Raw genomic sequence first — 23,521 nt, 5'->3', positions numbered from 1 at the left:
GCGGCTGACTTATCTGGCGTATTTGCCAGCTTGTTCACAAATGCGCCAATTCCGGATCGGCTGGACAGCCTTCAAACGTCCGTCATCCGCCTCGCATCGCGGTACCCGCGCGAAGCGACGAGCGTCGACCAATCGGGTGCAGCGCCCTGCGGCAGCAGCGCCTGGCGGCGCGCTTCGCTGCTCGCGTCCGGCAGCCATCGGCCCGCGCGCGCGGCGGCCTCGAAGCCCTCGAGGAAGTCGTCGAGCAGGCTCCCCTCGCCGATGCTCTGGTTGCACAGCAGCGCCATGTCGCATCCGGCTTCCAGCGCGGTCAGCGCCGCATCGGTATAGCTGAGCAGCCGGCCATCGATGTAGCGGCCCGCCTCCATGCTCAGGTCGTCGCTGAACACGGCGCCGTCGAAGGCAAAGCGCTGCCGCAGGATCGCCTTGAGCCATTTCGACGAAAACCCCGCCGGCCGCTTGTCGACCTTCGGATAGATCACGTGCGCCGGCATCACCGCGCCGAGCGTGCCCGACAGCCAGTCGTACGGCCGTGCGTCGTCGTCAAGGATGGCCTTGAGGCCGCGCTTGTCCACCGGGATCTCGACATGCGAATCGGCCTGCACGAAGCCATGCCCCGGAAAATGCTTGCCGCAGTTGCGCATGCCCATCTGCAGCATGCCGTGCATCACGCTCTTGGCCAGCAGCGCCACCACGCGCGGATCGCGATGAAAGCTGCGGCTGCCGATGACGCTGCTGCCGCCGTAGTCCAGGTCGAGCACCGGCGCAAAGCTGAAGTCGACGCCGCAGGCGCGCAACTCGCCCGCCAGCACCTGTCCGACCGCGGTCGCGGTCTGGGTGGCGCGCATGGCGTCGCGCATCCACAGCTCGCCGAGTGCGCGCATCGCCGGCAGGTGCGTGAAGCCGTCGGTGCGAAAGCGCTGCACGCGGCCGCCCTCGTGGTCGACGCAGATCAGCAGGTCGGGGCGGATCGCCTTGATCTCGGCATTGAGCGCAGTCATCTGCGCGCGGTCCTGCCAGTTGCGGGCGAAATGGATCACTCCGCCGACCAGCGGATTGGCGAGACGACGGCGGTCGGCGTCGTTGAGCTCGGTAGCCGCCACATCGATGATCAGCGGCGCATGGGGGCGAGCGGCGGGCCCGGCAGTCATAGCTTCTCCACCACCACGAAGCTCGCGGCGTATTCGGTTTCGTCAGTCACGGTCACGTGGGCGGTGAGGCCCTGCGCCTCGAACCAGTCCTTCAGGCCGCCATGCAGCACGATGACGGGCTTGCCACTGCGCAGGTTGGCGATCTCGCACAGGCGCCAGCTCATGGGCATGCGCATGCCCAGGCCGATGGCCTTGCTGAAGGCCTCCTTGGCGGAGAAGCGGGTCGCCAGATAGCTCAGGCCGCGCTTGGGCCAGCGTTCGCTGCGGGCCTTCCAGACTGCGAATTCAGCGTCGCTCAGCACCTTGCGGGCAAAGCGTTCGCCCTGGCGCTCGAAGGTCGCGGCAATGCGACGCAGGTCGCAGATGTCGGTGCCAATGCCGTAGATCATGCGGCGCGGGCGCTCATTGCGCCTCGTTGATGCAGCGCAGGTAGTCGCGCGTGGCGGCCGTATAGCCGAGCTCCAGCGCGTCGGCCACGAAGGCATGACCGATCGAGACCTCCTGCACGCCAGGCACGGCACGCAGGAAAGCCGTCAGGTTGTCGCGGCTCAGGTCGTGGCCGGCGTTGATGCCCAGGCCTGCGGCATGGGCCGCACGCGCCGTGTCGGCATAACGCTGGAGCACAGCCTTCTCGTCGGGCGTTCCGCGCGATGCGGCATAGCCTTCGGTGTAGAGCTCGACGCGGTCGGCGCCCACGGCCTTGACCGCCGCCATCATTTCGGGAATCGGGTCCATGAACAGGCTGACGCGCACGCCCAGCGCCTTGGCTTCGGCGATCAGGGGGCGCAGGCGCTCGGCGTCGTCGGGGAAGGTCCAGCCGTGGTCGCTGGTCGACTGGGTTTCGCTGTCGGGCACGAAGGTGGCCTGGTGCGGCCTCAGCGTGCGCACGAAGTCCATCAGGTTCTGGAACGGGTTGCCTTCGATGTTGAACTCGATGGCCGGCCAGTCTTTGGCGAGCAGCGCCGACAGGTCGCTCACGTCGTGTGCGCGAATGTGGCGGGCATCGGGCCGCGGGTGCACTGTGATGCCGTGCGCGCCGGCTGCCAGGCAGGCCTGGGCAGCTTTCACCACGCTCGGGATGCCCAGGTGGCGCGTGTTGCGGACCAAGGCGACCTTATTGAGGTTGACGGACAGCGAGGTGGTGGTGCCTGAAGTGCTCATAGTGCTTGCAGATCTCTCATCATTTGCCGCGTGCGCAGCGTGGACACGCCGCAATGGTAGTTGAGCAAGGTGCGCAACTGGTTTCGCAGGGCACTGTTGCTGCCGGCGTTCATGGTGGCAATTTCACGCAACGTGGCGGTAAAAGGGGCGCGGTCGTCGAGAACTGCCTGCAGAGCCTGCCAGTCGGCGCCATTCAGCGCGGCCTCGTCGTCGGCGGCTTGGCGCAGGCCGGCTTCCGGCACGAGGCTGTAGCGCTGCTCGGCAGCAAGCGGCTCCAGCGTGAGGGTCTGCACATCGAGCGACGGCAGCAGGCCGACCTCGCGCAGCAGCAGCAACTCGAAAGCACGTAGCGCAGCAGCCTGGGTCGCGGCCTGCGCGCCGACGTGATCGCCTGCCAGCACCTGAACGACCCCGGCGTAGGCATCGAACAGCGCTTCATGGGCATCGTCACGCGCCAGCAGGCGCAGCAGCAGCTCGTTGACGTAATAGCCCGACAGCAGCGCCTCGCCGGTCGGCATCACATGGCCGCCCATCCATTCGGCGCCCTTGAGCGTGCGGATTTCGGCGTCGCCGCCGTAGTTGAGCTGCAGCGGCTGCAGCGGCAGCAACACCGGCCGGAAGTTGGAACTAGGCCGCTTCGCCCCTTTGGCCACGAGCGCAATGCGCCCGTGGTGGCGGGTGAAGACTTCGAGAATCAGGCTCGACTCGCTCCAGTCGTAGCGATGGAGCACATAGGCCGGTTCGTGCGAAACGCGGTGGGCAGCGGCCACTTCATTCGTAGCCGAACGAACGGACACGGGCTTCGTCGTCGGCCCAGCCCGAACGCACCTTCACCCACAGTTCGAGAAACACCTTGGCGTCGGCCAGCTTCTCGAGCTCGACGCGGGTTTCCATGCCGATGCGCTTGATGCGCTCGCCCTTGTCTCCGATCACCATGGCCTTGTGGCCGTCGCGTTCGACCACGATGGTGGCGGCAATGCGCAGCAGACGCTTCTGGCCCTTCTTCTGGGGCGGCTCTTCCTCGAATTTGTCGATGATGACGGTCGAGGTGTAGGGCAGCTCGTCGCCGGTGAGGCGGAACAGCTTTTCGCGCACGAGTTCGCCGGCAAGGAATTTCTCGCTGCGATCGGTCAGTTCGTCCTCGTCGTAGAACCAGGGCTGTTCGGGCAGGTACTTCTCGCAGATGCCGAACAGGCGCTCGACGTCCTTGGCATTCTTCGCCGACATGGGCACGAACTCGGCGAAGCTGTGCTTTTCCTGCATGGTCTTCAGCCAGGGCGCGATGTCGCCGCGGCGGTGCACGTTGTCGAGCTTGTTGGCCAGCAACACGGTCGGAATGCCCTTGCCAAGCAGCTTGAGCACGCGCTCGTCGGCCGGCGTGAAGCTGCCGGCCTCGACCACGAAAAGAATCAGGTCCACATCGCCGACCGCGCCCTGCACGGTCTTGTTGAGCGACTTGTTCAGCGCGTTGGCGTGCAGGGTCTGGAAGCCCGGCGTGTCGACGAACACGAACTGCGTGGCGCCCAGCGTGCGCATGCCGGTGATGCGGTGACGCGTGGTCTGCGCCTTGCGCGAGGTGATGCTGATCTTCTGGCCGACCAGCGCATTGAGCAGCGTCGACTTGCCCACGTTGGGCTTGCCGACGATGGCGATGAGGCCGCAGTGTTGGGGTCCGGTGGCAGGCGCATCGCCTGCAGTGTCTTCGGGTCCCGCTACGGGATTGATAGCATCGTTCATTCTGGTTTCACGCGGTGCCGCGTGCCTTGAGCCGGATCAACATGGCGGCCGCAGCCGCCTGCTCGCCGGCGCGGCGCGAGCCGCCGATGCCGCGTTCGCGAAACCCCAACTCGGGCACCTCGCACTCGACATCAAAAGTCTGCTTGTGCGCTGCGCCCAGTGTGGCGGCCACGCGATACACCGGCAGCTTCATTTTGTGACCCTGCAGCCATTCCTGCAATTCGGTCTTGGGATCCTTGGCTGCGGCTTCCATGCGCGGATTGATTTCGACCGCCTCGTAGAGCCGGTGCACCAGCGACTGTGCGGCCGCAAAGCCGGCGTCGAGATAGACGGCGCCGATCAGCGCCTCGAGCGCGTCGGCCAGGATCGACGGCCGGTTGGGCCCGCCCGAGCGCGCCTCGCCTTCGCCGAGCCGCAGCAGCGGCGACAGCGCCAGCCCTACCGCCAGGCGGTGCAGGGTGTCCTGCTTGACCAGGTTGGCCCGCACGCGCGACAGGTCGCCTTCGGGCAGAGCCGACAGGCGCATGTAGAGCAGGTGCGAGACCGCCAGGTTCAGCACCGAGTCGCCGAGAAATTCAAGGCGCTCGTTGTGTTCGGCCGAGAAGCTGCGATGCGTGAGCGCGAGCTGGAGCAGCCGCGGATCGGAGAAGGTGTGCTGGAGGCGCGCCTGCAGCGCGGCAAGGCTGCCCTCCACCTTTTTGGGCGCCGTGTTCAGCGGGATTCGCCCTTGTACTTGAGCGTCAGGTAGGCCGGGCCGAACAGGGGGATCTCACGCTCGTACGAGTACGACACGACCACCTTGTCGCCGACCTTCTTGATGTCGAGATCCTTGCCGCTGACCGACTTGAAGTCGTCGATGGCCTGGGCACGATCGAAGATGGCGCGCACTTCAGGCACGGTCGTGCCTTCCTTGGCCTTGTTGACCGCCTTGTCGATGGCCTGCCATTCGATCAGCGTCGGGATGACCTGCGCGACGACCACGCCCAGGCACCCGAGCACGACCGCGACAAACACCAAGCCGATGAACGAAATGCCGCGTTGTTGCGCAGCCCTGCTGCGAACGAACCGATGTGTTCTCATGCCCTCATACCCCTCGAACTGAACTATTCAGATGAATGCTTATTGAAACGGACCGATGCGACCCAGATCGCCGAAGTTCATCCAGACGAAGAACGCCCTGCCCACGATGTTCTTGTCCGGCACGAAGCCCCAGAAACGCGAGTCCGCCGAATTATCGCGGTTGTCGCCCATCATGAAATAGTTGCCGGCCGGCACCTTGCAGACCACGCCCTCGACCGAGTAGCGGCAGTTTTCGATGCCCGGGAAATTGAAGCCACTGGCACCGGGAACGTAGGATGGCGTGGTTTCGTCGTTGAGGATCTTGTGCTGCTTGCCGCCGAGGTTCTCGGTGTACTGCTTGAGCAGGCGCATCGATTCGCCGTCGAGGTAGTCGGCATCCGACTCCTTGGACACCGGCTGACCGTTGATCGTGAGCTTCTTGTTCAGGTAGGCCACCTCGTCGCCCGGGACGCCGACCACGCGCTTGATGTAGTCCATGCTCGGCTTGGGCGGGTAGCGGAACACCACCACGTCGCCGCGCGCCAGCGGCGTACCGTCGGTGATCTTGGTGTTGATCACGGGCAGGCGCAGACCGTAGGTGAACTTGTTGACCAGGATCAGGTCGCCGGTCAGCAGCGTGGGCATCATCGAGCCCGATGGGATCTTGAAAGGCTCGTAGAGGAACGAGCGCAGCAGGAACACCACCAGGATCACCGGGAACAGACCGGCGGTCCAGTCGAGCCACCAGGGCTGCATCAGCAGCCGTTCGCTCGCCTTCGCGTCGGCCGTGTCGACCTGCTTGATACCCTGCTCGGACAGGCGCGCATTGCGCTCGGTCAGCGAAGCTTCCAGCTTGGCGGCGGCCTGTTCGCGCCGGGGCAGGAAATAGAAGCGCTCGGCCAGCCAGTAGAGGCCGGTGACCACCGTCGCCAGGAACAGCAGCAAGGCAAAGTTGCCTTCGATCGCGTTGAAATACCAGGCGCCGACATAGGCGGCGAAGGCCGCGAGGACCAGGGTGGTGATGAATGCCATTTTTTTGATCAGTCTTCGACTTGCAGAATGGCGAGGAAGGCCTCTTGCGGGACCTCGACGGAGCCGATCTGCTTCATTCTTTTCTTGCCCGCCTTCTGCTTCTCGAGCAGCTTCTTCTTGCGGGTGATGTCGCCGCCATAGCACTTGGCCAGCACGTTCTTGCGAAGCGCCTTGATTGTCTCACGCGCAATGATGGTGACGCCGATGGCCGCCTGGATCGCAACGTCGTACATCTGGCGCGAAATGATCTCGCGCATCTTCGACACCACGGCCCGGCCGCGATACTGCGACTGGCTGCGGTGCACGATGATCGACAGCGCATCGACCTTGTCGCCGTTGAGCAGGATGTCGACCTTCACCACGTCGGACGCGCGGTACTCCTTGAACTCGTAGTCCATCGAAGCGTAACCCCGGCTCACCGATTTCAGCTTGTCGAAGAAGTCGAGCACGATCTCGCCGAGCGGCATCTCGTACGTCAGCATGACCTGGCGGCCGTGGTAGGCCATGTTCATCTGCACGCCACGCTTCTGGTTCGCCAGCGTCATGACGGAGCCGACGTATTCCTGCGGCATGTAGAGATGAACGGTGACGATCGGCTCGCGGATCTCCGCCATCCTGCCGACGTCGGGCATCTTGGACGGGTTCTCGACCATGATCACTTCGCCGTCGTTCTTGACCACCTGGTAGACCACGCTCGGCGCGGTCGTGATCAGGTCCTGGTCGAACTCGCGCTCCAGGCGCTCCTGCACGATTTCCATGTGCAGCAAGCCGAGGAAGCCGCAGCGGAAGCCGAAGCCGAGCGCCTGGCTCACCTCGGGCTCGTAGCGCAGCGACGAATCGTTGAGCTTGAGCTTTTCGAGTGCGTCGCGCAGCGAGTCGTACTCGCTCGCTTCGGTCGGGTACAAGCCCGCGAACACCTGCGGCTGGATTTCCTTGAAGCCGGGCAGCGCCTCGGTCGCCGTTGCCGCGGCACCACCAGTGCCGGCCTTGATCAGCGTGACCGTATCGCCGACCTTGGCCGCCTGCAGCTCCTTGATGCCCGCGATGATGTAACCCACCTCGCCCGCTTCGAGCGAATTGCGGGGTTCGTTGGCGGGCGTGAAGACGCCGACGCTGTCGGCGTTGTACATCGCACCCGACGCCATCATCTTGATGCGATCACCCTTCGCGAGCCGGCCGTCGACCACGCGCACCAGCATGACGACGCCGACGTACGGGTCGAACCAGCTGTCGACGATCATCGCGCGCAGCGGGCCGTCGGGGTTGCCGCGCGGCGCGGGCATCCTGGCAACGATGGCTTCGAGAATGTCGTCGATGCCCACGCCGGTCTTTGCCGAGCACGGGATCGCATTGGTCGCGTCGATGCCGATCACGTCTTCGATTTCGGTGCGCGCGTTGTCGAGGTCCGCGTTGGGCAGATCGATCTTGTTGAGCACGGGCACCACTTCGACTCCGAGGTCGAGCGCGGTGTAGCAGTTGGCCACTGTCTGCGCTTCGACACCTTGCGATGCATCGACGACGAGCAGTGCGCCTTCGCACGCCGACAGCGAGCGGCTCACTTCATACGAGAAGTCGACGTGGCCCGGCGTGTCGATCAGATTGAGGTTGTAGACCTGCCCATCGAGTGCCTTGTAGTGCAGCGCAGCGGTCTGCGCCTTGATGGTTATCCCACGCTCTTTTTCGATGTCCATCGAGTCGAGCACCTGCGCTTCCATCTCGCGGTCTGCGAGGCCGCCGCAACGCTGGATCAAACGGTCTGCGAGCGTCGACTTGCCATGGTCGATGTGCGCAATGATCGAAAAATTTCTGATGTGATTCATCAACGGGAACGCTTAAGTACTTGAATTGGCTCGTGCGCAGAGTGCGACAGGCAAGAAAAAAGGGCGCGTCTTCTGGAGACGCGCCCTGAACCAACAAGCAATGGCAACTGCAGTAGTTGGAACTTCATTGTAGGCAAAAAGGGAAGCGCGTACATCCGGGAACGGGGTCCAAAGGGGTCGTTGCAGGTCCACAACATGAAAGATATGAACAGGTTATCAACAGGATCGGTGGAGCAGTCACTGAACAACTTGTGGGCGATCTGTGGAGCACCGGTGGACTGCTGTCTGACATCTCGCATGGTGAAGGTCAGGGCACTCCTTATGCGCCGACCGACCGCCGAGAGCGCCCTATTCTACCGAAATCCGTCCTTAGCCTCTTTAAAAGTTAGTGAGCACAAACAAAAATCGGCATTTCCGAGCCCTCAGATTTTTTTAGGGGCCGGCGCCTGAACGTCGTAAACACCTCAAAAAAACGGCCCCAAACCCGACTGCCGGGTGGGGCCACTTGACGCCAGAGCCAGATCAGCGTGCAGGGCGAATCAGCGCGTACTGCGCCCAATCGCCACGGCGGAACAGCACGCTGAGCGCCTTGCTCTTGTCGGCCTTGCCGATGGCGGACTCGAATTCGCGCGCATTCGACACCTCGACATTGCCCACCGACAGGATGATGTCGCCCTCGCGCAGGCCTGCACGGGCTGCGGCGTCACTGGCGGCATCGACCTTCACGCCGCCCTTCAGCTTGAGCTCTTTCTTCTGCGCGTCGGTGAGATCGCTCACAGCCAGGCCGAGCGACTTGGCGGCTGCAGATGCGGGCGGCTTCGGCGCCGGCTCGTCGCGGTCGCCCGCACGCTTGCCCGGCTTGTCGGGCTCGATCTCGGCAATGGTCACGCTGAGGTCGCGCGAAGCGCCGCGGCGGAATACGGTGAGCGTGCTCTTGGTGCCCGGCTTGGTGTTGCCCACCAGGCGCGGCAGGTCGCTCGGCTTCTCGATGGGCTTGCCGTCGAACTTGGTGATGACGTCGCCCGGCTCGACACCGGCCTTTTCGCCCGGCGAGCCGGCTTCCACGCCGCGCACCAGCGCACCCTGTGCCTTGCCCAGGCCGATGGCCTCGGCCACGTCCTTGGTGACCTGGTCGATCTGCACGCCGATGCGGCCGCGCGAGACGCGGCCCGAGGTGCGTAGCTGATCGCTCACGCGAATCGCCTCGTCGATCGGGATCGAGAACGAGATGCCCATGAAGCCGCCCGAGCGCGAGTAGATCTGGCTGTTGATGCCGACCACTTCGCCGCGCATGTTGATCAGCGGGCCGCCCGAGTTGCCGGGATTGATGGCCACGTCGGTCTGGATGAACGGCAGGTACTCACCGGTGTCGCGCTGCTTGGCGCTCACGATGCCGGCCGTGACGGTGTTCTCGAGGCCGAAGGGCGAACCGATGGCCATCACCCATTCGCCGACACGCAGCTTGGAGATGTCGCCAACCTTCACCGCTGGCAGGCCGGTGGCCTCGATCTTGACGACCGCGACGTCGGTGCGCTTGTCGGCGCCAACGATCTTGGCCTTGAACTCGCGCTTGTCGGGCAACGTGACCAGCACTTCGGAAGCGTCTTCGACCACGTGCGCATTGGTCATCACGTAGCCGTCGGCTGTCAGGATGAAGCCGGACCCGACGCCACGCGGACGCTCTTCTTCCTGCGGCTGCTGCGGGCGCTTCGGGGTCGGGCCCTGACGCGGTTGGCCAGGCAGAGGCTGGCCGAAGAAACGGCGGAAGAACTCCTGCATCTCCTCGTCCATCTCGCCATTGCCGCCGCGCTGGGCGACCTTCTCGACGGTGCGGATGTTGACGACGGAAGGGCCGACCTGGTCGACCAGATCGGTGAAATCGGGCAGCGTGCGCGTTTGCGCATGGACCGGCTCGACCGGAAGGAATGTGGCGCTTGCAGTCAGTGCGAGCGCGCAAGCCAGCAGACCGGAACGAAACTTGTGTCCCTCGACTTTGAAGATCATCGGTTTTCTTTCAAAAGAACAGAGCGGCTGAAAACAAGTGCTATGAGTTTGCGCTGTGTGCTTGGTTCAGCGCAATTGGCGCCTATTTGGCCTGTCAGCGCGTGCGCGCGAGGCTTTGGGCGAATGCATTGAGCGTCTGCTGCGGCACCTCGCCGACTGCGGTCAGCCACCAGTCGCTGGCCGGCTCGGGCAGACGCCGACGGATGGCGTTGGTCGCTCCGATGGTCAGCACGCCGTCGCGGGGCGCGCGCGCTGCGTCGTAGCGCTCGATGAAAAGCGACACCGAGGCCAGGCCATCGGAGAAGGTCCACTGGACCGTGGCCGCGTCCTGCTTCGACTTGCCGCTGCTGTCGCCATCACCACCCGCTGTCGGGCGACGGAAGAAGCTTCGGGGCTTAAATCCGGCCACAGGCGTGCGCAGCGTCCAGCCTTCGTCCTGCGCATTGCTGCGCTCGAGCTCCAGCTTCTCGATGCGGTAGCCGGAGGTGTTGGACATCATCTGCGAAAGCGCCTGCGCCTTCACCGGCGCGTCGAGCTGCAGCTCGGAAAACGCCGACTGCTCCACCACGCGGGAATCGCCGTCAATGGTCTGCAGCTTCACCACCAGGCCCGAGCGGCGCTCGCTCCAGATGCGATAGCCGAAGCGCAGCGCGTCGTGCGGCACCAGTTGCACCACGTCGGCATCGAAGCCGGCCACGCGGTCCTTGCCGATCGCGCGCACGTCGTAGAAATCGCCAATCGACGAATCGGGCTTGTCCGGCAGGTTCGGGAAGAGATCGAGGTTCTCGCGCTTCTCGACCTTCACCACCTTCGCCTCCGGCAGGAAGGTCATGACATTGCGGTTGCGCCGGAAGGTCGAGCGCGGCGGCCCCGAGAGAGCTTCGATGCGTTCGATCTGATGCTCGCCGTCGCGCACATGCCAGATGCGTGCGCTCGACAGGTCGCCGCCCGGCGCCGACACCACGAAGGTGCCCACGTAATTGCGCTGCCGGGCGCCCGCGTGCATGCGCTGCAGCCACTCGGTCACGCTCATGGCCGGTGGCTCGTCCGTCTGCGCAGTCGCCGCGCTCTTCGTATTCGCAGCGCCCGAGCGGGTCTGCGCGGTGGCAGTCTGCGCAAGGCAAAAAGCAGCAAACACAAGCACGAAAGCGCGCGCGGAGATCGGCATCGGAACGGTCATTACGGGCAGCTAGGGGTGCGCGCACTCAGCGCGTCGGGCCCTCGAAAGTGGCATTGCGCAGGAAACCGGAAGGCATTTGCGAAGCACCGCCAGCTTGCTGATGCGCTTCGAGCAGTTGATCGAGCCGCGGGTCACGCAGCATGACCTGCGGATTGCCGTTGCCCACGATCACGCGAGTCGGGGTCAGCGTGTTGCTCGCGGGTTGCGGGCTGTTGACCGCAGCCGCCGCCAACACCGAATTGACCGCCGGCTGCTGTTGCTGCTGGACCGAAGCCAGCTGCGCGCCGCCCTGCGGCACCGCCGTGCCGTTGCCGACCAGGGTCCAGCTGATGGCAGCCACGGCCATCAGCGACGCGGCACCAGCCACAAGCTTCCAGCGGAACACAGGCTCGTTGGCCGCTTCCGCCCTGCGCTGCGCGGGCAGTGCCACCGGTGCGGCGACCGGCACCGGCATGGGGGCGACCATCACAGGCTCCGCCGCCAATCGCTGCTGGAAGCGCGCCAGGAATGCCGAGGTATCGCTGCACGGCGAATGAGAGCCCGAACGCAGCACATCGCCCACCACGTGGTAGGCCTGCCATGCCGCGCGCGATTCGCCTTCGGCGCAGACAGCTTCGATCGCCTGCGCGAACGCCTCGCCCTGCAAATGACCATCCGCAAGTGCGGACACCTGTTCCCGAACCGTCATCGTCTGATTCATTTCATTCACCTGCTTACTTACCAACGCTTGCCGGACTGGTTGTCCAGCAGCGGCTTGACCCTGGCCGAAATGGCCTCGCGCGCCCGGAAAATACGCGAACGCACCGTGCCGATAGGGCAATCCATGACCTCGGCAATCTCTTCGTAACTCATGCCCTCGATTTCGCGCAGCGTGACCGCCTGGCGCAGCTCGGCAGGGAGTGCTTCCATGGCCGCCTCGACGGCACTGGCGATTTCATTCGCCGCCATGACCGATTCGGGGGTTTCGTCGGTGGTTGGTTCGTTTCCGGGACGGTAAGTTTCATCGTCGTCCTCAGAAGAAGGCCTGAGAGCGGCCTCGGAGACAGTCGGATCGCGCTTCATGTCCACCAGCGCCTTCTTGGCGGTGTTGACCGCGATCCGGTAGAGCCAGGTGTAGAACTGCGCCTCACCGCGGAACTGGTGCAGCGCGCGATACGCGCGAATGAAGGTTTCCTGCGCAATGTCCTCGACCAGGTCGACATCGCGCACCATCCGCCCGATCAGGCGCTCGATGCGGCGCTGGTACTTGATGACCAGCAACTCGAACGCCTTCTGGTCACCCGCGACGGTGCGCTGGACCAGCTGGAAATCGACCTCACCCGGACGCACCACGGCGGGCGCATCGTTCAGACCGGAATCCGGCGGCACAGGCGGAGAAGTGGTCATCGACGGAGGATCAGGGCGCGTCGGCGGGAGCCGTCGCGCGCCAGGGGTCGCCCGCAGGTGCTGCGGACGGGGGGCGCGAATATACCGCACGGCGCACGTCGCGCCAGCGCTCAGGCATGGCCCGCTGCTCGATCCAGACCCAGCGGCGGGCGCGGCCCGGCTCGCTGAGCCGCACCAGCATCAGCGACTGGAAATCGAGCGCCACGAACGCCCTGGCAGCATGCACGGCCCGGGAGGCATGACCTCCCGTCAACGACCAGTAGAGGCCGTCGAAATGCAGAACGCCCGCGCCATCGCGTCGCAAGCCGAAGCCCGCGGCGACACCTGCAAACACGACACTGAGAACCAGCAGCAGCTGGCGCCATCCGGCGCTATCGAAGAGATAGCAAGATGCGCCCGCACAGCAAGCGCCCAGGGCCCAGAGGACAACGAGAATCCGGGTTGCGCCACGCGAGCGCCCCACCGGATAGGTCACCGACGGTGCGCTGTGCATGAAAGAGCAGTGCTCAAGCGCGCTTGAACACCAGCGTGCCGTTGGTGCCGCCGAAGCCGAAGTTGTTCTTGACCGCGACGTCGATCTTCAGATCGCGCGCCTCGTTGGCGCAGTAGTCGAGATCGCATTCCGGATCCTGATTGAAGATGTTGATGGTCGGCGGGCTCTTCTGCTCGTGCAGCGCCAGCACCGTGAACACCGATTCGATGCCGCCCGCGCCGCCCAGCAAATGGCCGGTCATGGACTTGGTCGAATTGACGACGAGCTTCTTCGCGTGATCGCCGAATGCCAGCTTGACCGCATTGGTCTCGTTGACGTCGCCGATCTGCGTCGAAGTGCCGTGCGCATTGAGGTACTGCACCTGATCAGCATTGACACCGGCATTGGCCAGCGCCATGGCCATCGAGCGGCGCGGGCCGTCGACGTCGGGCGCGGTCATGTGATACGCGTCGCCCGTCAGCCCAAAGCCCGCGACTTCCGCGTAGATCTTGGCGCCACGTGCCTTGGCGTGTTCGTACTCTTCGAGCACCAGCACACCAGCGCCCTCGCCCAGCACGAAGCCGTCGCGGTCCTTGTCCCACGGACGCGAGGCCGTGGCGGGATCGTCGTTGCGCGTGCTCAGCGCGCGAGGCGCGGTGAAGCCACCGATGCCGAGCGGAGAGATGGTCGACTCCGCGCCACCCGCGATCATCACGTCGGCATCGCCGTACTCGATCATGCGTGCCGACGTGCCGATGGCATGCAGGCCGGTGGTGCAGGCGGTCACGACCGCGATGTTCGGGCCCTTGAAGCCGTACTTGATCGAGACGTGGCCCGAGATCATGTTGATGATCGATGCCGGCACGAAGAACGGCGAGACGCGGCGCGGGCCGCGGCTCATCAGTTCGCCGTGCGTCTCTTCGATCATCGGCAGGCCGCCGATGCCGGAGCCGATGTTGCATCCGATGCGCACGGCTTTTTCATAGGACAGCGCTTCGCCGGTCGGCAGTCCGCTGTCCTGCACCGCCTGGATGGCGGCGGCGAGACCCAGATGAATGAAGCGGTCCATGTGGCGCGCTTCTTTCTCCGAGATGTATTGGGTGATGTCGAAACCCTTGACCTCACCGGCGAACTTGCAGGCGAAGGCGCTTGCATCGAACGCGGTGATGTTCGCAATACCCGATTTCCCGGCCAACAGGTTGGCCCAGGATTCGGTTGCGGTGTTTCCGACAGGAGCGATGCAACCGAGTCCGGTCACGACGACGCGGCGTTTGGTCATGCCGGCAAACCTTTCTGGAAGCGCTGAACAGTTGCCTGTCGGCGCGTGCGGTTTTTAAAGGAAAAGCCGCCGGCCGCAGTTGCAGTGTTGTCAGCTGGCCTATCAGGCCTTTTGATTCTTGGTGGCGTAGTCGACGGCGTTTTGCACCGTGGTGATCTTCTCGGCATCTTCGTCGGGAATTTCGATGCCGAATTCGTCTTCGAGTGCCATCACGAGTTCGACCGTGTCGAGCGAGTCAGCGCCGAGGTCGGCCACGAAAGCCTTTTCGTTCGTCACTTGGGACTCTTCCACGCCGAGCTGCTCGGCGATGATTTTCTTGACACGTGCTTCGATATCGCTCATTTGGTTCCCTCTGAGGGTTGTAGGTAATCGGTGGATTTTAGCCGGGCGCATTGTGGCATTTGCCGCGCGTCCGGTACGGGAAAAACTTGCGCCTTGCGGCTACATGTGCATGCCGCCGTTGACGTGCAGCTCTTGCCCCGTGACGTAGGACGCCTGGGGCGATGCGAGGTAAGCCACCGCGTGCGCGATGTCGGCCGGCTTGCCCAAGTGGCCTAGCGGGATCTGCTGGAGCAGCGCCTGTTGCTGGGCTTCGGGGAGGCTGGCCGTCATGTCGGTTTCGATGAAACCAGGTGCGACGCAGTTGACGGTGATGTTGCGGCTGCCCAGCTCGCGGGCCAGCGCACGGGTCATGCCCGCGACGCCTGCCTTGGCAGCGGCGTAGTTGGCCTGGCCGGCATTGCCGGAGGCGCCGACCACGCTGGTGATGCTGATGATGCGGCCGTAGCGCTGCTTCATCATCGGGCGGATCACGGCGCGCGAGAGGGAGAAGACGGCCTTGAGATTGGTGTCGAGCACCGCGTCCCAATCACTGTCCTTCATGCGCATGGCGAGCGTGTCGCGCGTGATGCCGGCGTTGTTCACCAGCACGTGGACGGCGCCGTAGGCCTGCACGATCTCGTCGATCAGGGCCTCGACGGCGGCGCCGTCGTTCACGTCGAGCGCACGGCCGCGACCGCCGTAGGCGCTCAGGGCCGAAGTGATCTTGGCCGCGCCGTCGTCGGTGGTGCCGGTGCCCACGACCTTGAGGCCACGCTGCGCCAGCTCCAACGCGATCGCCGCGCCGATGCCGCGCGTTGCGCCGGTGACCAGGGCGACTTGCCCTTCAAATTTGGGAATGCTCATAAGAAAAAGTGTCGGAGCCTTGCGCCGGTCAGCCGGCGAGCGATTGTCGGGTGTCCGCGAGCGTGGCCGGGTCGTACACCGACGCGGCTTCCAGATCGGGGGAGATGCGCTTCACCATGCCGGCCAGCACCTTGCCGGGACCGCACTCGATGATGGCGGCTACACCGCGCAGTTTCAAGGCCTGTACGCTCTCGACCCAGCGCACCGGGCCGGCGGCCTGGCGCACCAGGGCGTCGCGGATGCGGTCGGCATCGGTCTCGATGGCGACGTCGATATTGTTCAGCACCGGAATTTGCGGCGTGGCCAGCGTGATGGAAGCCAGCTTCTCGCGCAGCGCTTCCGCGGCAGGTTTCATGAGGCTCGAATGGAACGGCGCCGAAACCGGCAGCAGCAGCGCCCGCTTGGCACCGTTGGCCTTGAGCAGTTCGCAGGCCTTGTCGACCGCGGCCTTGCTGCCGGCGATCACGGTCTGCATGGGGTCGTTGAAATTCACCGCTTCGACGATTTCCGCACTGCCAGAGCCAAAGCTGGCAGTGGCTTCCGCGCAGCCTGCCACCACCTTGCCCGACTCCATGCCGAGCACCGCAGCCATCGCGCCGACACCGACGGGCACCGCCTGTTGCATCGCTTGCGCGCGGAAACGCACGAGCGGCGCAGCCTGCGCGAGCGTCAGAACACCCGAAGCCACCAGCGCCGAATACTCGCCGAGCGAATGACCAGCCACCACAGAAGGCGCGGCACCACCCTCGGCCAACCAGGCGCGCCATGCAGCAACACCAGCCACCAGCATCACGGGCTGAGTGTTGGTGGTGAGCGCCAGCTCTTCCTTGGGGCCGTTCTTGATCAGCGCGCCGACGTCTTCGCCGAGCGCTTCGGAAGCTTCGCGCAGCGTTTCAGCCACGGTCGGGTGATCACCCCAGGCGTCGAGCATGCCGACCGCCTGCGAGCCCTGACCCGGAAAGACAAAAGCAAAGGATTTCATTGTTGTATGCGCCATCTCGCATCGCGGCCGCCCTCTTCCAGGGCGCCGCAACGCACTACAGATTCAATAGCACCGCGCCCCAGGTGAAGCCGCCACCCACGCCTTCGAGCATGAGCGTTTCGCCTTTCTTCACCTTGCCGGAGCGCACGGCCTCGTCGAGTGCCAGCGGAATCGAGGCGGCGGAAGTATTGCCGTGCTCGTTCACCGTGACGATCAGCTTCTCGCGCGGAAGCTTCAGCTTCTTCGCCGTGCCTTCCATAATGCGGATGTTGGCCTGATGTGGAATGAGCCAGTCGATGTCGGTGTCGACCTTGCCGGCCTTGGCCAGCGTGGCGCGCGCAGCCTCTTCGAGCACGCGGACCGCGAGCTTGAAGACGGCCTGGCCGTCCATGTGCAGCAGCGGCGTGCCCAGCACATTGCCGCCTGAAACGTGGCCCGGCACACAAAGAATGCCGACGTGCTTGCCGTCCGCATGCAGGTCGCTGGCCAGAATGCCGGGCTCTTCGCTGGCTTCAAGCACCACCGCGCCCGCGCCATCGCCGAACAGCACGCAGGTGGTGCGGTCGTTGAAATCGAGGATGCGGGAGAACACTTCGGCCCCCACCACCAGCGCGCAACGCGCTGTGCCCGTGCGGATCATCGCGTCGGCGACGGTCAGTGCGTAGACGAAACCACTGCAAACCGCCTGGACGTCGAATGCCGGGCAGCCGGCAATGCCGAGCTTGTTCTGGAGAATGGCGGCCGACGACGGAAACACCATGTCGGGCGTCGAGGTCGCGACGATGATCAGGTCGATGTCGCCGGCTTTACGGCCGGCAGCCTCCAGGGCGTGTCGGGCCGCTTCAAGACCAAGGTCGCTGCTCGTGACATCCGGCGCGGCGAAATGCCGCGCGTGGATGCCTGTGCGCTCGACGATCCACTGGTCGGAGGTTTCGATGCCTCGCATCGCCAGGTCTTTGGCGAGATCGTCATTGGTCACGCGGCGTGGGGGCAGATAGCTGCCGGTGCCGGTAATGCGTGAATAAGAAGGGGTCATCAAACGTGAAGGGCCGTCGCGTCGACCGGCGCCGCCGGTTCCTGTCGCGCTAGCAAAGGCGCGGCGTGGGCGATGCGGGCCCGCACGCGATCGAGCAGGTTGTTGCGAGCGGCATCATAAGCGCGATCCAGCGCATGGCCGAAAGCCACTTCGTCAGCCGAGCCATGGCTCTTGAAAACCAGGCCACGCAGCCCCAGCAAGGCTGCACCGTTGTAGCGACGATGATCCAGGCGGCTTTTGAACGCTTTTAGAACCGGATAGGCAACAATTGCCGCCATCTTGGTAAAAATGCTCCGAGAGAATTCGACGCGAATGAATTCGCCGATCATTGAAGCCACGCCCTCGCTGGCCTTCAGAGCCACATTTCCGACGAAGCCGTCACAGACGACGATGTCGGTCGTGCCCTTGAAGATGTCGTTGCCTTCCACGTTCCCGTAGAAGTTCAGATCCTTGGAGTTGGCAGCTGTACGCAGCAGTTGGCTCGCTTTTTTGATCGTTTCGCTGCCCTTGATGGCTTCCTCGCCAATATTGAGCAGGCCGACCGAGGGCGCCTCATTGCCAGTCAGCGCCGACACCAGGGCCGAGCCGAGCACGGCGAACTGGAGCAGGTCTTCGGCGTCGCAATCGACGTTCGCACCCAAATCGAGCACGGTCGTTGCCCCGCCCTTGGCATTGGGAAGCTGCGGTGCGATCGCGGGGCGATCAATGCCTTCGAGCGTCTTGAGCAGGTAGCGCGCAATCGCCATGAGGGCGCCGGTGTTGCCGGCGGAGATGGCGGCTTGGGCGGCGCCGTCCTTGACCTGCTGGATCGCGACGCGCATTGAAGAGTCTTTCTTCTTGCGCAGGGCGATTTCAACCGGGTCATCCATGCCCACCACTTCGCTTGCAGCGACGATGCGGGCACGCGGATGCGCGGCAAACCCCGCCAGTGCGGCCGGCGCGCCGACCAGCAACAACGAGGCTTCGCTGTGCCGCTCGAGAAACGCGCGGCAGGCCGCGAGCGTGACGCGCGGCCCATGATCGCCTCCCATGCAATCCACGGCGAGCGTGATTGCAGAAGGCGCAGCAGTGATTTCGGGGGAAGAAGGCGTAGCCATCAAAACAAAGGCCCGACGCTACAGCAGAAGTAGCTTCGGGCCTTGGCCTTGGAATGCGAGATCAGGCTTCGGACTTGTTCTTGAGCACCTGACGGCCACGGTAGAAACCGTTGGGGCTGATGTGGTGGCGCAGGTGCGTTTCGCCGGTGGTCGGTTCCACGGCGATGCCGGGCACGACCAGCGCATTGTGGGAACGGTGCATGCCGCGCTTGGAAGGCGACTTCTTGTTTTGCTGGACGGCCATGATGGCTCCTGGACTGTTAGGTGAGTGATTGGATGCGGGCTCAAGCGGTGGCAATACAAAAAATTTAACGGCATGTATGGAATGCCTTTATCTGTACTGCTGCTCACGGCGGCGCGCGCGAAGCCCATGATTATAGCCCAGCCTGCGGGAAAGGGCTACTTTCCCTCTTCGGGCTTGCGCGAACGCAACGCGCCGAGCACTGCGAAGGGGTTCGGCTTGGCCTCTTCGGCCGCCTTGAAGTCCTCGTCGCTGGACGAAAGCTGCACCGGCGTGGGGCAGACATCGTGAACGGGCATGACGGGGATTTCCATCAGCAGCTCGTCCTCGATCAGGGCACGCAGGTCGAAATCCCGGCTCACGACGAGCAGGTCTTCCTCGGATTCCTCGTCTTGCACCTCGGCAGTGGCCTCGTCGGCCACGAAACGGAACCAGCGATCCACGGAAAGCAGCGTGTCGACCGGCGACAGGCAACGCTGGCAGACCAGCGGCACGGTGGCTTCAGCCTCCAGGTGCAGCCAGGGCGCGGCCTTGCCATCCGCACCGGGGCGCTCTTCCCCGTGAGCCTCCCATCGGACCACCGCGTCGGGCGCCGGGACGGCCAATTCGGCGACCAGGCGTACATAGTTTGGAACCGGATCGGCGGCTTCCAGGGTGGCGGCAGCGGCGGTAAAGCCGGGCACATTGAGCCGTTCGGGGGCAAATTCTCTCTTCATCCACGCCAGTCTAGCGTGCCGGCCATCTCACCGGCTTGGGGCATACCTGAGAGTTCTGGGCGGCTCACGCACAATCGTCACCATGCAACGCACCGTGATCCTCGCCTCGACCTCGCGCTACCGCCGCGAACTGCTCACCCGCCTGCGCCTGCCCTTCGATGTGCACTCGCCGGAAGTCGACGAAACGCCCCAGCCCGGCGAAACGCCGCACGACCTGGCCGTGCGCCTCGCGCTGGAAAAGGCCAACGCCGTGGCCACCCGCTTCCCAGAAGCCGTGGTCATCGGTTCGGACCAGGTGGCCGACCTGGCCGGCGAGGCGCTGGGCAAGCCCGGCGACCATGCCCGCGCCACTGCCCAATTGCGCCGCATGCGCGGCCAGACGCTGATCTTCCAGACGGCCGTGGCCGTCGTCTGCAAGGCCACCGGCTTCGTCCAGCGCGACATCGCGCCCGTGCGCGTGGTGTTCCGCGACCTCAGCGACGCCGCCATCGAACACTATCTGCAGGCCGAGCAGCCCTATGACTGCGCCGGCAGCGCCAAGAGCGAAGGCCTCGGCATCGCGCTGCTGAGCGCCATCGACAGCGACGACCCGACCGCACTGGTCGGCCTGCCGCTGATCCGTACCTGCCAGATGCTACGCGCCGCGGGGGTCGATCTGCTGTGACACAACAAAAAGGCAAGCTCTACCTCGTTCCCGCGCCGCTCGACTTCGGCTGCGACGTGCAAGCCCCGCTGCAAGACGCCCTCCCGCTGGGCACGCTGCAGACGGCCGCCGGCATCACCCACTGGATCTGCGAGAACGCGAAATCCGCGCGCGCCTACCTGAAGCGCATCGACGAAGTGGCGCCACTGGCCGCTGCGCTGCAGGCGCAGAACATCCAGGAACTGCCGCGCGAAGTGCACAAGAAAGGTGATCACGCAGGCCAGTTCGACGCCCGCCCCCTGCTGGCCGCTGCGCTCGAAGGCCATGACATCGGCCTGTTGAGCGAGGCAGGCATGCCAGCGGTGGCCGACCCGGGCTCCTCGGTGGCGCGCGCCGCGCACGACCTGGGCCTTACCGTGGTGCCGCTGACCGGCCCGGTCTCGTTGCTGCTCGCACTGGCCGCGAGCGGACTCAACGGCCAGAACTTTGCCTTCGTCGGCTACCTGCCGCAGGACGCCAGCGAGCGCCAGACCCGCATCCGCGAGCTCGAAGCGCTCGCGCTCAAGTCGGGCCAGACGCAGCTGTTCATCGAGACGCCCTATCGCAACGCCGCGCTGCTGCAGGCCCTCGTGCAGACCTTGCAGCACAACACCCGGCTCGCCGTGGCGCGCGGCCTGACGCTCGCCTCCGCCCACGTACGCAGCGAAACGGTCAAATCCTGGCGCGCCAAGCCACAAGCCACCACAGACGAACGCCTGCCCGCCGTGTTCGCGATCGGCCGCTGACGATGGTGGGTGTTACCGCAGCCACGCGCTGGGCATCGCGCGCGCAGTTCTTTGCCGCCGGCTTCATCTTCGCGACCTGGGGCGTGCATGTGCCCACGGTCAAGGCGCACTACGGCATCGACGAAGCCCAGCTCGGGCTGGCGATGCTCGCGGCCGGTGCCGGTGCGATGTTCGGCCTGACCAGTGCAGGCCGCTGGATCGGCCGCCACGGCCCGCGCCGTGTAGCCAGCATCTGCGGCTGCATTTATGCACTGCTGCTGGCCGGCCTGATCGCGATGCCCGGCTATGCCGCGCTGCTGGTTCTGCTGGCGGCTTTCGGCCTCGTGACCAGCGTGTTCGACGTCTCGATCAACACCGAAGCCGCCCAACTCGAACTGCACGGCGACACGCCCCTGATGAGCGGCATGCACGGCATGTTCAGCCTGGGCGGCATGGCCGGTGCCGCGAGCGGCAGCGCCGCGCTGGCGGCCGGGCTCGGCGCGCAGGCGCACCTGCTGCTGGTCTCGGCCGTGATGGTGCTGCTCGTTGCCGTAGCCTCGACACGCATGCTGCCCCGCCCCGCCACCAGCGGCGCCACCGAGGCCGATCACGGCTTCCTGCTGCCCCGCGGCACGCTCGCGGTGCTGGGCGTGCTGGCCGCGCTGGGTCTGATCGCCGAAGGCGCGATCTACGACTGGAGCGTGCTCTATATGCAGCAGGAAATCGGCAGTCCCCAGCAACAGGCGGCTCTGGCATATGCGAGCTTCTCGGCCGCGATGGCCGCGGCGCGCTTCGGCGGCGACGCGCTGCGCGCCCGCTTCTCGCCGAGCACGCTGCTGCTCGGCAGCGGCCTGCTGGCCGCGGCGTCGATGGCGCTGGTGCTCATCACCGACCTGCCCTGGCTGGCGCTGGTCGGCTTCGCGGGCGTGGGGGTCGGCTTTGCGAACGTGGTGCCGATCCTGTTCTCGGCCTCGGCGAAAGTTCCAGGCATCGAGCCCGCACGCGGCATTGCGTCGGTCTCGGCCCTGGCCTATCTGGGGTTCATGGCAGGCCCGGCAGTGATCGGGCTGCTGGCGCGGGCGACCTCGCTGACCGCCGCGCTCTATGTCGTCGTGGTCTTCGCCGCGGCGCTGGCGGCATCTGCGCGATACACCGCCAGCGGCGAAAACAAATAAGAGATCAGCGCAGGGCCGGCGCGGTGTGCATCAGCCGCACCGTGGTTTCAGCCATCGCCGCGCCGAACTTCTTGGCCAGCTTCTCGGCCACGTTGTCGCGCCGCGTGTAGTCGATCACCTCTTCGGCCTTGATCACTTCGCGGGCCACGTAGTCGACGTTGCCCAGCTGGTCGGCCAGGCCGTATTCGACAGCCTGCTCGCCGCTCCAGAACAGGCCGCTGAACAGGCCGGGGGTGTCGAGCTTCAGGCGGTCGCCACGGCCGGCCTTCACCACATTGATGAACTGCGTGTGGATCTGGTTGAGCATCGTCTGCGCGTGCGCGCGCTGCGCATCGCTCATCGGGCTGAACGGATCGAGGAAGCCCTTGTTCTCGCCGGCGGTCAGCAGGCGGCGCTCAACGCCGACCTTCTCCATCACGCCGGTGAAGCCGAAGCCGTCCATCAGCACGCCGATGCTGCCGACGATGCTGGCCTTGTCGACATATATCTTGTCTGCGGCGGCGGCAATGTAATAGGCGGCCGAGGCGCAGGTCTCCTCGACCACGGCATAGACCGGCTTCTTGTACTTGGCCTTCAGGCGCTTGATCTCGTCGTTGATGATGCCGGCCTGCACCGGGCTGCCGCCGGGCGAGTTGATCAGCAGGACCACGCCCTTGGCGCCTTCGTCCTCGAAGGCCGTCTTCATCGCGGCGACCACGAACTCTGCGCTCGCATCCCCGCCATTGGCGATTTCGCCCTTGATCTCGACGACGGCGGTGTGCGCCGTGGTCTTGGCCGTGCTCGGCGCGCTGCGCGAGAGCGCGAACCACGCCAGGAAGACGAAGAAGGCAAGCCAGGACAGCCGCACGAAGGTCTTCCAGCGGCGCGTGGCCTTCTGTTCGTTCAACGAAGCGAAGGCGAGCTTTTCGAGGGTGGCGCGCTCCCAACCGGGGCGCTGCGTGGGATCTTTGGCCATATTCGTGGGAGGGGCCGGCTCAAATGGTTCGAACCCGGCGGGTTCCGTTCGGTTCGGGTCGGTCATGTCAGAAGGTCAGGGGGTGAAGGTTCCAGCCAGTATGCCAGTGCACTACGCCGTCATGCTCGCTCAAGGCGATCTTCACGAGGCCGCCGCGGCACGGCCCGCCCGCGCACTCGCCGGTGTCGGGCTTGTAGACCGCGCCGTGCGTCGCGCACAGCAGCCACTGGCCGGTGTCGTCGAAGAAGCGGTCGGGCTGGAAGTCGAGTTCCATCGCGACGTGGCTGCACCGGTTGAGAAACGCATGCGGCTGCCCCTCGAAACGTATCGCGAAGGCGCGGCAGGTTTCTCCGCCATAGACCACGTCGAAGGGCACGGCCAGGCTGCCTTCGACCAGGTCCGCGGTATTGCACAACGGGATGCGTTCTTCGTCGCTCATGGCGGGA

At 65.1% G+C, this 23,521-nt stretch carries 27 protein-coding genes; 3 read left to right on the top strand and 24 right to left on the bottom strand.

The features are described from left to right. Window positions 1-71 precede the first annotated feature (71 nt). The 22 genes from nagZ to ACTG4X_RS09685 form a co-directional block, all read right to left on the bottom strand. Complete coding sequence (nagZ, locus tag ACTG4X_RS09790; protein ID WP_097199797.1) at window positions 72-1,151, bottom strand: beta-N-acetylhexosaminidase; 1,080 nt, start codon at window positions 1,149-1,151, stop codon at window positions 72-74. Next, complete coding sequence (gene acpS / locus ACTG4X_RS09785) at window positions 1,148-1,540, bottom strand: holo-ACP synthase (RefSeq protein ID WP_093049461.1); 393 nt, start codon at window positions 1,538-1,540, stop codon at window positions 1,148-1,150. Before acpS ends, nagZ begins: the two co-directional genes overlap by 4 nt. A gap of 13 nt (window positions 1,541-1,553) precedes the next feature. Continuing rightward, entirely contained in the window at window positions 1,554-2,312 is a 759-nt protein-coding gene (locus ACTG4X_RS09780; protein WP_093049458.1) for a pyridoxine 5'-phosphate synthase, read from the bottom strand. Further along, a complete protein-coding gene (gene recO / locus ACTG4X_RS09775; protein WP_093075584.1) occupies window positions 2,309-3,082 on the bottom strand; it encodes a DNA repair protein RecO in 774 nt (257 codons plus the stop codon). The genes ACTG4X_RS09780 and recO overlap by 4 nt, the downstream gene beginning before the upstream one ends. A gap of 1 nt (window position 3,083) precedes the next feature. Further along, a complete protein-coding gene (era, locus tag ACTG4X_RS09770; protein WP_093049452.1) occupies window positions 3,084-4,049 on the bottom strand; it encodes a GTPase Era in 966 nt (321 codons plus the stop codon). Between the two features lie 7 nt (window positions 4,050-4,056). Beyond that, window positions 4,057-4,743: a ribonuclease III gene (rnc, locus tag ACTG4X_RS09765; RefSeq protein ID WP_097199798.1), complete on the bottom strand. Its 687-nt coding sequence runs from the start codon at window positions 4,741-4,743 to the stop codon at window positions 4,057-4,059. Window positions 4,744-4,760: 17 nt separating this feature from the next. After that, window positions 4,761-5,129, bottom strand: coding sequence for a DUF4845 domain-containing protein (locus ACTG4X_RS09760; RefSeq protein ID WP_093049446.1), 369 nt, complete (start codon window positions 5,127-5,129; stop codon window positions 4,761-4,763). 39 nt (window positions 5,130-5,168) lie between these two features. Then, window positions 5,169-6,140, bottom strand: coding sequence for a signal peptidase I (gene lepB / locus ACTG4X_RS09755; protein ID WP_093049443.1), 972 nt, complete (start codon window positions 6,138-6,140; stop codon window positions 5,169-5,171). Window positions 6,141-6,148: 8 nt separating this feature from the next. Continuing rightward, window positions 6,149-7,960 carry a translation elongation factor 4 gene (gene lepA / locus ACTG4X_RS09750; protein WP_093049440.1) on the bottom strand — a complete coding sequence of 604 codons (1,812 nt, stop codon included), beginning with the start codon at window positions 7,958-7,960 and terminating at the stop codon, window positions 6,149-6,151. A gap of 522 nt (window positions 7,961-8,482) precedes the next feature. Next, the gene (locus tag ACTG4X_RS09745; RefSeq protein ID WP_093049437.1) at window positions 8,483-9,964 is read right to left on the bottom strand and encodes a DegQ family serine endoprotease; all 1,482 of its coding nucleotides are present in this window, start codon (window positions 9,962-9,964) and stop codon (window positions 8,483-8,485) included. Between the two features lie 94 nt (window positions 9,965-10,058). Then, window positions 10,059-11,144, bottom strand: a complete 1,086-nt coding sequence (locus ACTG4X_RS09740) for a MucB/RseB C-terminal domain-containing protein (protein WP_093049434.1) — start codon at window positions 11,142-11,144, stop codon at window positions 10,059-10,061. A 25-nt stretch (window positions 11,145-11,169) separates the two neighbouring features. Continuing rightward, window positions 11,170-11,844 (bottom strand): sigma-E factor negative regulatory protein, encoded by a 675-nt coding sequence (locus tag ACTG4X_RS09735; protein ID WP_097199799.1) that lies wholly within the window; start codon window positions 11,842-11,844, stop codon window positions 11,170-11,172. 17 nt (window positions 11,845-11,861) lie between these two features. Beyond that, on the bottom strand, window positions 11,862-12,530 hold the full coding sequence (rpoE, locus tag ACTG4X_RS09730) for an RNA polymerase sigma factor RpoE (protein ID WP_093049428.1): 669 nt from the start codon (window positions 12,528-12,530) through the stop codon (window positions 11,862-11,864). 10 nt (window positions 12,531-12,540) lie between these two features. Next, window positions 12,541-13,023: a hypothetical protein gene (locus tag ACTG4X_RS09725; protein ID WP_093049425.1), complete on the bottom strand. Its 483-nt coding sequence runs from the start codon at window positions 13,021-13,023 to the stop codon at window positions 12,541-12,543. A 13-nt stretch (window positions 13,024-13,036) separates the two neighbouring features. Continuing rightward, entirely contained in the window at window positions 13,037-14,281 is a 1,245-nt protein-coding gene (gene fabF / locus ACTG4X_RS09720; RefSeq protein WP_093049422.1) for a beta-ketoacyl-ACP synthase II, read from the bottom strand. Between the two features lie 102 nt (window positions 14,282-14,383). Then, window positions 14,384-14,623, bottom strand: coding sequence for an acyl carrier protein (gene acpP / locus ACTG4X_RS09715; protein ID WP_007830471.1), 240 nt, complete (start codon window positions 14,621-14,623; stop codon window positions 14,384-14,386). 99 nt (window positions 14,624-14,722) lie between these two features. Next, window positions 14,723-15,466, bottom strand: a complete 744-nt coding sequence (gene fabG / locus ACTG4X_RS09710) for a 3-oxoacyl-ACP reductase FabG (RefSeq protein ID WP_097199800.1) — start codon at window positions 15,464-15,466, stop codon at window positions 14,723-14,725. A 28-nt stretch (window positions 15,467-15,494) separates the two neighbouring features. After that, on the bottom strand, window positions 15,495-16,448 hold the full coding sequence (gene fabD / locus ACTG4X_RS09705; protein ID WP_097199801.1) for an ACP S-malonyltransferase: 954 nt from the start codon (window positions 16,446-16,448) through the stop codon (window positions 15,495-15,497). 55 nt (window positions 16,449-16,503) lie between these two features. Continuing rightward, window positions 16,504-17,484, bottom strand: a complete 981-nt coding sequence (locus ACTG4X_RS09700) for a beta-ketoacyl-ACP synthase III (protein ID WP_097199802.1) — start codon at window positions 17,482-17,484, stop codon at window positions 16,504-16,506. After that, the gene (gene plsX, locus ACTG4X_RS09695) at window positions 17,484-18,581 is read right to left on the bottom strand and encodes a phosphate acyltransferase PlsX (RefSeq protein WP_093172178.1); all 1,098 of its coding nucleotides are present in this window, start codon (window positions 18,579-18,581) and stop codon (window positions 17,484-17,486) included. Before plsX ends, ACTG4X_RS09700 begins: the two co-directional genes overlap by 1 nt. Before the next feature lie 61 nt (window positions 18,582-18,642). Beyond that, window positions 18,643-18,825, bottom strand: a complete 183-nt coding sequence (rpmF, locus tag ACTG4X_RS09690; RefSeq protein WP_007830466.1) for a 50S ribosomal protein L32 — start codon at window positions 18,823-18,825, stop codon at window positions 18,643-18,645. Window positions 18,826-18,980: 155 nt separating this feature from the next. Next, window positions 18,981-19,538 carry a YceD family protein gene (locus ACTG4X_RS09685; protein WP_097199803.1) on the bottom strand — a complete coding sequence of 186 codons (558 nt, stop codon included), beginning with the start codon at window positions 19,536-19,538 and terminating at the stop codon, window positions 18,981-18,983. A gap of 82 nt (window positions 19,539-19,620) precedes the next feature. Between ACTG4X_RS09685 and ACTG4X_RS09680 the strand changes: the two genes are divergently transcribed. Genes ACTG4X_RS09680 through ACTG4X_RS09670 form a run of 3 tightly spaced genes read left to right on the top strand, consistent with a single transcriptional unit; the run spans window position 19,621 to window position 22,120 of the window. Then, entirely contained in the window at window positions 19,621-20,202 is a 582-nt protein-coding gene (locus ACTG4X_RS09680) for a Maf family nucleotide pyrophosphatase (RefSeq protein WP_093075596.1), read from the top strand. Next, window positions 20,199-20,966 (top strand): SAM-dependent methyltransferase, encoded by a 768-nt coding sequence (locus tag ACTG4X_RS09675; RefSeq protein WP_093172182.1) that lies wholly within the window; start codon window positions 20,199-20,201, stop codon window positions 20,964-20,966. The genes ACTG4X_RS09680 and ACTG4X_RS09675 overlap by 4 nt, the downstream gene beginning before the upstream one ends. Before the next feature lie 2 nt (window positions 20,967-20,968). Next, on the top strand, window positions 20,969-22,120 hold the full coding sequence (locus ACTG4X_RS09670) for an MFS transporter (protein ID WP_440533695.1): 1,152 nt from the start codon (window positions 20,969-20,971) through the stop codon (window positions 22,118-22,120). A 4-nt stretch (window positions 22,121-22,124) separates the two neighbouring features. Here the strand turns inward: ACTG4X_RS09670 and ACTG4X_RS09665 are convergent, their stop codons facing one another. Beyond that, the gene (locus ACTG4X_RS09665) at window positions 22,125-23,141 is read right to left on the bottom strand and encodes a S49 family peptidase (protein WP_093049395.1); all 1,017 of its coding nucleotides are present in this window, start codon (window positions 23,139-23,141) and stop codon (window positions 22,125-22,127) included. A 1-nt stretch (window position 23,142) separates the two neighbouring features. Further along, the gene (locus ACTG4X_RS09660; protein WP_440533694.1) at window positions 23,143-23,514 is read right to left on the bottom strand and encodes a Rieske (2Fe-2S) protein; all 372 of its coding nucleotides are present in this window, start codon (window positions 23,512-23,514) and stop codon (window positions 23,143-23,145) included. Window positions 23,515-23,521: the final 7 nt, after the last annotated feature.

It is taken from the genome of Variovorax sp. YR566, from assembly GCF_051992195.1.
Taxonomy (GTDB): Bacteria; Pseudomonadota; Gammaproteobacteria; order Burkholderiales; family Burkholderiaceae_C; genus Variovorax.
The sequence above is the reverse complement of the archived record's forward strand: the minus strand, read 5'-3'. Positions and strand labels throughout refer to the sequence as shown.